Genomic DNA, 13,296 nt, shown 5'->3' on the forward strand with positions numbered 1-13,296 from the left:
TGCTGGTACCGATTATCTCGTGTATTCGTAGGTGGTCCGCACTCACTGGCGATTAGGGAAATCAGCTCGTGCTTCGGCGGGGCACGCCGCGATGCGGACAGTTTCTGCGGCAGCTCTGGCGAGACAGGTTCCAGGCTCCTATGGGCGCGCAGACAGCGTGACGCATTCGCAAGTCGCGTATACGGGTCACCGATGAGGAGGGACATTCGTGTCACTGTCACCATCCGAGCCGCGTCGTTCGCTCCGTGGCCGCAGGCTCTCTGCGCGTCGCTCTATGTCGAAGAGGGCCCAGCGCGCCGTGTCGATCATGCTCACTGCCATCTTGGTTGCTGTTTACATCGTCGTCGTCGTGAACAACGACGGGATCGACCGCACCGAACTCTCCCTGGACGATAACGGCGTCTGGGTAATCAACAACCGTGAGCGTCTGGTGGGCCACCTCAACTATCCGGCCCGTTCCATTGACGCATCCGCCGGCACCAACGCGGATTCTGACGTTATGCAGGAGAAAGACACCGTCTTCTCGGAAAACCTCACTGACAACACCCTGGCCTCACTGGTGGCATCGGATGTGACAATCGGTACGCCGCACGCGCTCGGTGGCGCCAACCAGACGGGAATCGGCAATGGGACACTCGGCATTCTGAACTCCGCCACCGGAGAGGCGTGGATTACCCCCACCGAGACCTTCGATACCTTCGCGACCTCCGTCGACGAACCGATTTGGACTGACCTCACCGACGGCGCACTGGCCGTGGGCCAGAACGGGGCGGTACACGTGGTTTCCGCACAGGAGGGGGTCTGGCGCTCATCCGTTCCCGAAGGCTCGACGCGGACCATCACCGAACACAAACTCCCGGCCAATGTGGCCGGGGGAGATTCCGTTCAGATCACAGCGGTTGGGAAGGATTCCGTGGTTCTGGACGCAACCAGCGGAGTCGTCGTGCTTCCCAGCGGCAGCATGGTTGATCTCGGAGATTCCGAGCAGCTGCAGCTGCAGCAGGCCGGCCCGGAGGCGGATGAGGTGCTTATCGCGTCCGCCACCACCCTGTATGAGGTCAATCTCACAAGCGGAGGAATAACGCGGGTTGCCTCCGACGCGGACAACCCGCAGGCATCCGGTGTTGCCGCCCAGCCGGTGAGGCACGAGGGGTGTGCATACGCCGCCTGGTCGGGTAGCGGCCGTGTCGTGCGCGACTGCGCCGGAACGGAGAACGACGACGCCGTCGGCGATCCGGATCTGGCCCAAGCGCAGCAGCCGGTGTTTCGGGTCAACCGCCGGGTGATCGTGCTCAACGACATATCCGACGGCAAGGTATGGCTGCCCGACGAGGACATGTTCATGATCTCGGACTGGGATGAGGATCTGAGCGAAGAGAAGGTGGAGACGGAGTCGCAGGAGAACAGCGCCGATTTGACCGAGCAGCGTGCGGATCCGGATCGGGAAGAGGAGAACCAGCCGCCGGTGGCGCAAGACGATGAGTTCGGTGTGCGCCCAGGCCGTACCACCACCCTCCCCGTGACGATGAACGATTCGGATAAGGATGGCGACATACTGACCGTTGCCCCGGTAACCGAGCCCGGTTTCGGCACCTTGAACCAGATACGCAACGGCGAGGCATTGCAGATCGACACCCCGGAGGATGCCGCCGGTTCAACGGTCTTCGACTACGAGGCCAGCGATGGTCGGGGAGGTAGCGATACCGCGACGGTGACGGTCAACGTGCATCCCTTCTCGGAGAATGAGGCACCAACGCAGTGGATGCTCAGTGAGGCGGAGATGAGCGCCGGAGGAACGCTGACACTGCAGGTTCTGGGTGACTGGATCGACCCCGACGGCGACGCCATCTATTTGGCCGGAGCGATCGCCCCGGAGGACTTCGACGTTTCTTACCAGGAGAATGGCTCGCTGACTATCTCCCATCTGGGGGGCATGCCCGGAGAGCAGGAGATTAAGCTGCTTGTTTCGGACGGGCAGGCCACCGGGGAGGGAACCTTCACCGTCAATGTGACCGAGGGCGGAAACAAACCGCCGCGCGCCAACGCCGATCATGCCCGTGTGGCCGTGGGAGAGACGGTGACGGTGGCGCCTCTGGAGAACGACGTTGATGCCAACGGCGACCAGCTCTCCCTGGTCGGAATCAGCACCGCCCCCAGCGGTCTTATTGCCCAGATTTCCGCCGCTCTCGGAACGGTGACCGTTTCGGCGGATAAGCCGGGAACCTACTACCTGTCGTATTCCGTATCCGACGGTCCATCCACTTCGGTGGGAGTGATCCGTGTTGATGCCTTCGAGGCGGACAATGAGACGCCACCTGTGCTGGAGGACGATCTCGCACTATTGCCCTCCGGTGGGCAGACCGTCGTCGACGTGCTTTCCAATGACACCGACCCGGCGGGCGGGGTGCTCACGGTGCAATCGGTGCAGACTGTGGACGGTTCACCACTGGTTGTCTCTCCGGTGAACCACGAGACGGTTCGTATTACCGCACCCTCTGGCCTGACCGAGCCGGTCGAGTTCACATACACCGCATCCAATGGCGTGTCATCATCGACGGCGCGGGTAACGGCCATCCCGACGCCGACAGCCGACGATTCCCAGCCCCCGGAAGCCGGAGATGACACCCTGGTGGTGCGCTCGGGCGACGTGGGCTCCGTCGCCGTGTTGGACAATGACCGTTCCCCGGCGGGGTTGACGTTGACCGTGTTGCCGGATGTGCAATCCAATGCGGATCCGGCCATGGGCGAGGTCTTCCTCTCCGACAACGTGATCCGTTTCCGTGCCGGCGAGAAAACCGGTTCCACGCATGCCGTCTACACGGTGCGGGATTCCCTCGGTAATGTTGCTTCCGCCAGGGTGAATATTACGGTGACCGCGGTCGACGAACAGAAGAACACCGCTCCCACTCCGCAGAACATCACGGCACGTGCCATTGCCGGCCAGACCGTTACCATCCCGGTGCAACTGGACGGTATTGATGCCGAGGGTGACTCGGTTGAACTGGTGGGTGTGGGCGAATCCCCCCATCTGGGCACGGCGTCGGCGGGAACCGTATCGATCACCTATAAGGCGGATCCGCGTTCTTCCGGCACCGACACTTTCACCTACATTGTGCAGGATGCTTTCGGTAAGACCGCGACGGCGCGCATCCGGGTGGGCATTGCGCCGCCCACCACGGTGAATCAGGCGCCGGTGGCGGCCCGCGACGAGGTCAATGTTCGCCCAGGTGTGCGCATCGCGGCGCCGGTCACGGAGAACGACACCGATCCGGATGGAGACCCGATTACCTTGGTGCAGGACTCGGCGCAGACCAGTGAGACATCAATGGATTTGTCGCAGCGTGGCAATTCCGTGGTGATTGAGACCCCGGCGCAAGAGGGTTCTTACCAGGTTTCCTACCAGATCACCGACGGTCGCGGCGGCTTCGCCAACGGGTTACTCACCGTGAATGTGTCGCAGACTGCTCCGGAGCGAGCACCCGTAGCGCGCGACGACGCCGTGGACCGGCAGGACGCCTACGGCAAGAAAACGGTACGCGTCAACGTGCTCGCCAACGACGAGGACCCGGATGGAGACATCCTGGAGAGCACGGTGAGCAGCGGCGACGAAGGCGTCAAGGTGAACCAGGATGGCACGCTGACCATTGACACGGCCGAGACGAGGCGCGTCATTTTGTACACGGTCACGGACGGCTCAGATCTGTCTGCTTCGGCGATTGTGCGCGTTCCGGCCAACACTCTCAGCGGCCCCACCGTCGATTCGACGAAGGTTCCCATTCTTGTGGAATCCGGTAAGAGGACGACGATCAACCTCAATGACTACGTCATGTCGCGCCCCGGACACTCGGTGATGATCGCCGACCCGAGCAAGGTGGCTGCTTCCGTAGGTTGGGACGGATCGAGCCTGGTTGTGGATGATGACACCCTAGCGTTTACCGCGCGGGAGGACTTCTCCGGGTCCACCTCCATAACCTTGCCGGTCACCGATGGCAGCAGCCGGGATGATCCGAGCGGCAGAACCGCCACGGTGACTCTTCCCATCGAGGTGTCACCAGAAGGCAACCGAGCCCCGATCTTCACCCCGACGTCCGTGGAGGTAGAGGCCGGTGGAGATACGGCAACCGTCAACTTGAACGCCATGACCGTGGACGACGACGGCGATCCGTTGGAGTACTCGGTAGGCACCACTCCCGATGGAATATCCGCCGATCTCAACGGCTCCGTTTTGCGTATCAAAGCGGCAGCCTCCGCGCAGGTGGGCACGGCGGGCACAGTCCGCCTCACGATCAGTGATGGCAAGGACGATGTGCAGGGCGCGCTCCCAGTTGTGATCGTGCGAACCGACAAGCCTCTGATTCAGATCAGCGAACATGTGGCAACGGTCAGCGCCGGGTCGACAACGCGTTTCGATGTGACGGAGTTTGCCATTAATCCCTTTCCGAATGAGCCGTTGACTCTCTCCGGTACTCCGACGGTGACCTCCGGCAATGCCACGGTGAGTGCCGCCGGCACCGTCGTAGCGGTGACAACGCCGGATAATGTGCACGGGCAAGTCATCGTCGAATACCACCTACAGGACGCCACACGGGATCCCTCGCGTACCGTGCGGGGCATCCTGCGCCTGAACGTGCAGGGCCGCCCGGATCCGGTGACGGGAATCTCGGCTCAGGCCACCGACGCGCATACGGCCATTATCCGCTGGACGAACGGTTCGCCGAACGGTTCCGATTTCACGCGCTTCGTGGTGCGGGATCTGACATCGGGGAAGGAGCAGAGTTGCCCGGTTGGCTCCCAGTGCATCATGGGCGATCTCGAACTGGGCGACCACACCTTCGAGGTAATCGCATACAACGCGGTGGGTGGTTCAGATCCGGCACGTTCCGGGACGATCAGGTTGGACGTGGTGCCGAAGGCGCCGCAGAACGTCACGGGGGAGGCCACCGATGGGCACGTCTCCTTCCGTTGGGATGCCGCCGAGACCGAGGGCAGCCCGGTGCAGTCATATACGGTGAACTACTGCACCGGCCATACAACGGTCTCGGCGACGACGGTAACCGTCGATGTTCCCAACGGCACCGCCTGCACCGCCACGGTGGTGGCCAACAATGCACAGGGCTCATCGGCAGCCTCGGCGCCCTCACAATCCGTCACCCCCTACGGGCCACCCGGACCGGTGAAGGATCTGAAGGCGGAGAACACCACCTTCGGAGAGACGTCTGGTAGCGGTGGCACGGTTGTTATTTCTTGGGCTGCGCCCGATTCGAATAACGGCCGGGCGATTGAGAACTACGTGGTGCAATATCCCGGTGGAACGCAGACGACTACCGCTACTTCGGTGACTGTCGATCTGCCCTACGGTGACCATTCGGTCGCGGTGTATGCCGTAAATGATGCGGCGCGTGGCTCCAACTCCGAGACGAAGAACGCCACCGTCGCGGTGCGCGGCGTACCGGGCAAACCAACCGGCGGCTCCGTGCGAGCCACCGGTCAGGCCGGGCAACTCGCCGTTACTTCGCCGAGTGGAGGCGGGGCCGTCAACGGCTGGAAGGACAGCGAGATTGCCTATGAGATGAGCGTGAACAGCGGTCCGTGGCAGGCCGTCTCCGGAACGATTGATGGGCTGGAGGACGGTAAGGACAACTCGGTGAAGTTCCGAGCCACAGCCACCTTTAACAGCCAGAAGTACTCGAGTGCGGAAAGCGACACGGTCTCTGCGACCCCATACGGAACCCCGGAAGCGCCCAAACTCGAATGCCGCAATGTCAGCAGCAATTCGCGTACGGTGACGTGCTCCTGGAGCGGAGGCAATTTCCACGGGACGGCCGGCGGGTTTGAACTGTCGGGGTCCGCAAGTGGCAACGTGGACGCCTCCGGTAGCACCACCTTCGATCCGGGCTGGAGTGCCGACTGGAGAGTCTGCATCACCGCCTACCGCAGTACACCCAGCGGTGGCAACGCCGCTGCCCAGAACTGTGCGAATGGCAGGACCGGCGACAAGATTGAGCGTTACACCTTCTCCATCGGAGACGAAAACAAGATCCAGGTGCGATTCGACGGTTACGACACACCTCAAACGGGCACCGGCGAAGTCAGTTGCACCGGTCCCTCCGGTGCGCGCAGCGTGATCTTCACCGTGGATAGCAACGGTAATGTCAGCCAACGTGATTTGGAGCTAGAGGGAGGAGGCATCGCACGAGCAGGAGATGTCAATAGCGCATATGACAACTGGAAGTGCACCGGTAACGCGGCACCGCACTAGTCATCCCGCCACACGAACGGGATATCCGTCCGGCAAGGTCTACGCGCAGGTGTTGCAAAAGTGGCGGCACAAGGCTTTCGAGAATGCATGATTCTAGAGGAGGACATCACGCAATGCTAGAGATTCAGCAGGTCACCGAGGAAAACGCGGCCTGGTTCGCCGATACCTACGGGCGTATCACCGGAAACGTCGGCCGTGCGCTGCTCGGCCGCGAAGAAGTGGTGAGATTGGCGCTCGCCTGCATGTTCGCAGGTGGACACCTGCTCCTGGAGGATGCTCCGGGAACAGGGAAGACGGCACTCGCCCGGGCGCTGGCTGCCACGGTACAGGGCACGCATTCTCGTATTCAGTTCACACCGGACCTGCTTCCCTCCGACATCACGGGTGTGGAGATCTACAACCAGAAGAGTAACGAGTGGGAATTCAACAAGGGTCCAATCTTTGCCTCGATCGTGCTGGCAGATGAGATCAACCGCGCGTCGCCGAAGACTCAGTCAGCGCTATTGGAAGTGATGGAGGAGAGCCGGGTGACGGTCGGACGCGTCACACACGAGGTCGATACTCCGTTCATGGTGATCGCCACCCAGAACCCCGTTGAGCAGGCGGGTACGTACCCGCTGCCAGAGGCACAATTGGATCGTTTCCTCGTGAAGACTATGATCGGATACCCGGATCGGAGCGTCGGCGTCGAGATCCTCAAGGGGTCGGCCGAACCGGACCGCTCACGAACTCTGCCGGCGGTGATCTCCACCCAGGCCGTGCAGGGCATGGCGGTGATGGCGGGTGTCAACTATGTCAACGACGCCATCCTCGACTATGTGCAACGGCTGGTTATGGCAACTCGCTCGCATAAGAATGTGCGCCTGGGTGTGTCCACCCGTGGAGCTATCTCCATGGTGCGTGTGGCACGGGTATGGGCGCTGTCGCAGGGCCGCAATTTCGTGTTGCCGGATGACATCAAGTTCCTCGCCGAACCCGTGTGGGCACATCGGCTCGTGATGGACCCCGACGCGGAGTTCGCCGGAGCCACGGCACAACAGGTGATTGCGGAAACGCTGAAGGACGTCTCCGTCCCGACCGTCCGAAAGTAAGTAGATGTCGTCTCCGTACCTCGTCGAAAACCACTCCCGCCGTGACGCCGCGTCCGCCGCGCTGCGTGAAATCGGTGCGCTGGCCGCCCAGTGGGGTGCTCGCATGCGTGCCTGGCTGGACCGTGTCCCGCTATTGCGGCACATTCCGGGTGCACTCGGTACCATCACCGGCTTCGGTTGGGTTGCACTGATACTCGCTATTGCCGCTTGGAGCGTGGGAAGGACACGGAATTGGATGGAACTCATCGTCCTTGCGGTATTCTTAGCGATTGTCTTCCTGCTTGCCATTGCTTGGGTGATCGGCTCGACCCGCTACCGTGTGAGTTTGGATTTGGCCAGTGGCCGCGTCACCGTCGGGGAGGCCGCCGTCGGGGAGCTGCGCGTGGTGAACGAGGCCACTCGCCCCAGTCCCGTCGCCACAATTGAGATTCCGGTGGGGGAGGCGACCACACAGTTCCCGGTGCCGACGCTTGGCAGCGGAGCGGAGCATTCCGAGATTTTCACGATTCCGACGTCGCGACGGGGTGTGATCACCGTCGGCCCGGTTCGTTCGGTCCGAGGCGACGGTCTCGGCCTGTTACGGCGAGAGCAACAGTGGGTGGAGGCCCAGGATTTGTACATCCACCCGCGCACAGTCCCCATGAGTTCGCTGGCGGTCGGCTTCATCCAAGACATTGAGGGTGCAACCACGCAGGATTTGTCCTCCTCCGACATCGCTTTTCATGCGTTGCGTGATTATGTACCTGGAGATGACCGGCGCTCCGTGCACTGGAAGACAACCGCCCGCATGGGTCGGCTCATGGTACGGCAGTTTGAAGAGACTCGGCGCGCGCAGGTCCTCGTTCTGTTTGACGACGACGCTCTCTCCTGGGCGGACGATGACGAGTACGAACTTGGCATCTCGGTGGCTGCGTCCGTGAGCACAGCGGTGATACGCGAAAGACGGGAACTGGGTTTCTTCAGCCAACTCGGCATGCTTCCCACCCGATCCGCGTCACGCCTACTCGATGCCATGACCAGGTTGGAAGCTCAGCAGGGTCTGGCGCCCGTGCGCGAGCTGGCGGCAAGCGCGGCCGACCGAGTACCAAATGCCTCCGTCGTCGTGCTGGTTACCGGTTCACAACTGTCGGTCTCAGAATTGCACCGCGCTTACCAGCGCATCCCCATCAACGCGCGATGCCTGGCTCTCCGCGTCGATACGGGTGCAACATCCGAACGGCGCAACGTTTCCGGCCTGACGATTGTGACTATTGCGGACCTCGAGTCGCTCGGTCTGGCTGTACACAAGGCGGTGGGAGCATGACGAAACGACTGACCTGGCGCGATGTGCTGCCCCTTATTGTGCTTCTTTTTGCCGCCGCAGCAACTTGGGGGCCACTGTACGGTGACGCCAACGGGTACCGGGCTGCTTTTGGTGGCGTGCTAGTCGGTCTCGCGGTGGCAGTATTGTGCCTGCGGCTGCGTCTGACCGCTTGGTTAACAGCCGTGTTGGGCGTCGTCGCCTACTTGCTCTTCGGTGGTGTGTGTGCGCTGCCGTCCACTACCATTGCGGGGATTCTTCCCGGTTCGACAACCCTGCGTATCCTGCTCGTGCAGGCGATCAATGGCTGGAAGGATCTGCTGACAATCTCCCCGCCGGTCAGCGCCTTCCCGAATGCGACCGTGCTTCCGTACCTGGTGGGGGTTGCCGCAGGCGTGCTCGCCCTGTCGATAGCGATGCGCACGAAACGCCCCGAATGGTCGCTGCTGCCGGTGGGGCTGCAACTGCTTCTCGGCATTCTCTGGGGGTCGCAGTATGCGCCGTACGCCCGTTGGATCGGTTTGGCTCTGGGCGTGCTCGGGCTGGTGTGGTGTGCGTGGCTCCGGGAACGGCGGCGAGTAACGCTCGCGGAGACAGCGTCACAATCAGCCCTGCGGCGACGGCGGCTCAGCGCGGCGGCAATCGTGTTGACCGGTGCTCTGGTGGCCGGATTTGCCGGACCGGTACTTACGCACAGCGAGAGACGGTTTGCAATTCGCGACCATATTACGCCACAGCTGAATGTGCGCGAATACTCCTCACCCCTGTCACGCTTCCGCTCCTATGTTGACCAGCAGGGCAAAGAGACCATGTTCACGGTCAAGGGTCTGCCACAGGGCGGGCGGATTCGCCTGGCATCACTCGACGTCTACAACGGTATTGTGTACAACGTATCGGACAGTCCTTCCGAGGCGTTCCGGCGCATCGGTACGGTTGCCACGCAGGACGTGGCGCCCGCCGGATCCACCGAGCAGACGCTGGAGATCACCATTGATAAGTACAACGGGGTGTGGATTCCCGGAGGTGGAGACCTGCAGGAGATTAACTTCACCGGCCCTCGCTCCGACGATCTGACCTCATCGCTGTACTACTCGCCGCAGTTGGAAACCGTACTGACAACCGAGGGGCTGACCAGTGGCGATACCTATACGACCACGGTGAATGTTCCGCAGGAGTATTCGGACGCGGAGCTCGCCGGGCGGAGCTTTGGCGCGGTCGAAATGGACGACAACACCGGTGTGCCCACCATTGCCGTGCAAAAGGCACAGGAATTCATCGGTGGCAAGACGGATCCCATCGAACAGGCGCGTGCCTTGGAGCAGGTGCTCTACACGACCGGATACTACACGGATGGAACAGAGGGCTACCGTTCCTCGCGGCCCGGACACCGCGCGCAGCGTATAACCTCGTTGCTGAACGCCGACCATATGCAGGGCGACGATGAACAGTACGCCGTCGCCATGGCACTGATGGCGCGAGCATCGGGTATGCCGGCGCGGGTGGTGATGGGCTTCTACCCGGATAGTTACGGCGATGGAACCATTGAAATCACCGGGCGCGACGCGCATGTATGGGTAGAGATCTACTTCGACGGCGTGGGGTGGGTGACTTTCGATCCGACGCCGCCGCGCGATCAGAAGTGGACGGAGCCGGATCCGGACCCGCAGCCGAATCCGCAGCCACAGGTGTTGCAACCGCCGGATCCTCCGGACGATCCGGTTGAGCTCGAAATCGAGTCGGCCGAGGACAACCGGAACGATTCTGCCGACGAGCGGGAAACTCCGCGGTGGCTGGTCTTCTTGCTGATCGGCGCGTTGGGGATCCTGCTCCTCCTGGCACCGTTCGTCATCATCCTCCTTTTGAAGCGATGGCGGACGAAACGACGGCGGACCACCGGCACTGCGGATGTAAGAGCCGCCGGAGCGTGGGAGGATGTGCTTGATACGGCGCGTGACGGGAACATCGCGGTCGATCCACGGCAGACGCGCGGCGAGCAGGCGCGTTCCATCAGTGCTGCGGTGACGAGCAGACTGAGGCAGCACAAGCCCGATGAGGCTTCGTCGGATGCAACCGCAGCCGCGGCAACGCCGACTAGAGCCGTATCTGTGCCCGCTGGCGCCGCTTCCGTGCCGACTGCCGTAACACCGGTGGGAGCGCAAAATGCCGCGCAGCACGGTAGTGGTGCAACTCGCGGAACCGATTCGACTGGTGCGACGGGTCTACGAGGCGACACTGAGGCGCTTGTCTGGGGACCGCACGCGCCATCGGGTGCATCCGCATCCATCCCGGCGGACCCCAGGCCGCGGCAGGATCAGACGGCACGGCGATCCCGAGCGGTAATTTCCTCGACGGCGTCGCTAGCGGACCGAGCGGTCTTTTCCTGGCACGACATCTCCCCGCAGGATCTCAATGTGACATGGGACATTGCGGAGCAGGCCAAGGCGGCGATCCGCCGTGTCAGTTCGCGGAGATCACGGTTCTCACTGCGATCTCTGCGGTATTCTCGCCATAAGGCGCCTCGCCCTTCCCTGTGGAGTCGCCTTGTTGCACAGCTGCCGCGCCGGGGGGACGACGACTCCGCTTCCGCCTCACCCGTGATAGGAGAAGATAACTAATGGAACAGCAGGTGTTTTATAAGCCCGCCAGTGGCAGAAGGCGGAGAACCGCCAGCCTGCTATCGGCGTTGATCTTGCTTATCGAGTTGGCAGCCGCCGCGTTACCCATCATTGACGCGGGGTTCCCATCGTTCTCGGAGCAGAAGGTGCCCTACGTTGCTGCGGGCGCCATCTTGCTGATACTCGCCATCTTGGACGTGCTTTTCGGTGCGATCACCGGCGCATTGCCCGGTCTGCTGTCCACCGGCGTTATTTCGGTGCGGGTGAATGATGGCAGTGCGCCAGGCCTTTCTATTCTGGTCAAGTACCTGCTCATGGTTGTGGTCGGCATTTGTACCGTCCTGGTGGGTCTCGTGCTGATTCTGCGCGTGTCACGTGATGATTTGGGGCGGACATGGTTCGACCGTTTCGCCGGGCTGATCGTTGTAGATACGAGGCAGCCCTACGACGAGGACGAACTGGCGGCCAATGCGTCTTACCTGGCGCAGTCGGAGAAACCGGTACCGGAAGGTACCCATATGGACCCGGTTCCGGCCCTGCGCCCGGGGGAGTTGTTGGGAGGTAGAGGGAATCAAGTTCCTCTTATCCCGCCGCCGCCGGTTTCCGCGGCGTCCCCTGCCTACGGCTGGTCGGCTCAGCCCGGTGTACCCGGAGCGGCACCCTATCCGATGGATCCGAATGCGGCGTTTTCAGGGCAATCTGCAGGAAGCCCGGCAGCATTCCCGGTGTCTGCTGCTTCCCCTCTCGTCGGCCAACAACCGGGACCGTGGAGCGCTCCCAGCGCCATCTCCGCCGGGCCCGCGGGTGTTGGGGGTGAAATGCCTGCGCAACCTCCGAATCTCCCCATACAGCCGGGGGTGGCACCGGTTTTCGCCGCCCGTGCCCGGTTGATCTTCGATGATGGCACGGTCCGTTACTTGAATGGCACCCTGGTGCTCGGCCGTAACCCTGCGCCGGATCCGGCACATCAAGGGGCCGACATGCTTCCGATCACCGATCCGAGTCGCTCTGTCTCGAAGACCCATGTTGCGCTCACCTTGCGGGATGGCATGGTGCTTGTCGAGGATCTGCGGTCCACCAACGGCACCGTCGTCGTCGCCGCGGGTGGTGAACCACAGCAGGTGACGCCGGGTAACCCCGTGTGGGCGCGCGACGGCGACTCCGTGATTCTGGGAGGCCGACGGTTGAAGGTAGGGATGTACTGATGGCACGCGCCTCGGCACGCTCCGGTTGGGCGACGGATATCGGCATGCGGGAGCTCAACGAGGACTCATATCTCGCGGATTCCCCGGTATTTCTGGTGTCTGATGGAATGGGTGGCTATGCGGCGGGTGAGGTCGCATCGCAGACTGCGGTGCGGTGCTTCCGGCCCCTGACCAGTTACGAGTTTGTGACCGGCGAGCAGTTGGAGGCGACGATTGCGGATGCCGCGCGGGAAGTCGATGCTCTTGCGCATGCCGGTAAGGCGCCAGGCTGCACTCTCAGTGGCATCGTGTTATCGCGGCAGGGAAAGTTCCCGTGTGCCCGAGTGTTCAACATTGGCGACTCACGCACATATCATCTTTCCGGAGCAGGCTTTTCACAGGTCACTCGCGACCACTCCGAGGTCCAGAAACTTGTGGATGCGGGTCGCCTCAGTGTCGAGGAGGCGCGTTATTCGCGTTATCGCAATGTCATTACTCGTGCGCTGGGCGCGCGATCCGGACCGTCGGTACGGGCGGATACCTTTTTGTTACCGCTGAACATGGGGGACCGTTTCGTTATCTGCTCGGACGGGTTGAGCGGCTCCGTGAGGGAAGAGGAAATTGCGGAAATCGCAAGATACATGGAGGATACGAAAGAGACAGCCGAAACCCTGGTTCAGCGTGCGCTAGGAGCCGGGACAACGGATAATGTCACTGTAGTTGTGGTCGACATTCTCGATTGTGCCCCCCAGTGGGAGTACTCGGATTCGAACGGGATTACGGTTTCAGCGGCACCACGTTCGGCCAGGGACGACACCGTGCCGCGGCAGCTACGGGGGTAGGAGGG

6 protein-coding genes are annotated in these 13,296 nt (G+C 62.2%); all 6 read left to right on the forward strand.

Annotated features, from left to right (window positions below; translation table 11 throughout):
- The first annotated feature begins 208 nt into the window (after nt 1-208).
- The 6 genes from EKN07_RS04840 to EKN07_RS04865 all read left to right on the forward strand — a co-directional run bounded on the left by EKN07_RS04840 (nt 209) and on the right by EKN07_RS04865 (nt 13,291).
- Complete coding sequence (locus EKN07_RS04840; protein ID WP_126145775.1) at nt 209-6,259, forward strand: fibronectin type III domain-containing protein; 6,051 nt, start codon at nt 209-211, stop codon at nt 6,257-6,259.
- Between the two features lie 113 nt (nt 6,260-6,372).
- Entirely contained in the window at nt 6,373-7,350 is a 978-nt protein-coding gene (locus EKN07_RS04845) for a MoxR family ATPase (RefSeq protein ID WP_126145776.1), read from the forward strand.
- A gap of 4 nt (nt 7,351-7,354) precedes the next feature.
- Nucleotides 7,355-8,653 (forward strand): DUF58 domain-containing protein, encoded by a 1,299-nt coding sequence (locus EKN07_RS04850; protein ID WP_126145777.1) that lies wholly within the window; start codon nt 7,355-7,357, stop codon nt 8,651-8,653.
- Nucleotides 8,650-11,265 (forward strand): transglutaminase domain-containing protein, encoded by a 2,616-nt coding sequence (locus EKN07_RS04855; protein WP_164546603.1) that lies wholly within the window; start codon nt 8,650-8,652, stop codon nt 11,263-11,265. The genes EKN07_RS04850 and EKN07_RS04855 overlap by 4 nt, the downstream gene beginning before the upstream one ends.
- Nucleotides 11,265-12,470, forward strand: a complete 1,206-nt coding sequence (locus tag EKN07_RS04860; RefSeq protein ID WP_108716474.1) for an FHA domain-containing protein — start codon at nt 11,265-11,267, stop codon at nt 12,468-12,470. Before EKN07_RS04855 ends, EKN07_RS04860 begins: the two co-directional genes overlap by 1 nt.
- Nucleotides 12,470-13,291, forward strand: a complete 822-nt coding sequence (locus EKN07_RS04865) for a protein phosphatase 2C domain-containing protein (protein WP_108716473.1) — start codon at nt 12,470-12,472, stop codon at nt 13,289-13,291. Before EKN07_RS04860 ends, EKN07_RS04865 begins: the two co-directional genes overlap by 1 nt.
- Nucleotides 13,292-13,296: the final 5 nt, after the last annotated feature.

The sequence above is a fragment of the Actinobaculum sp. 352 genome (genome assembly GCF_003957265.1).
Classification (GTDB): domain Bacteria; phylum Actinomycetota; class Actinomycetes; order Actinomycetales; family Actinomycetaceae; genus Asp313.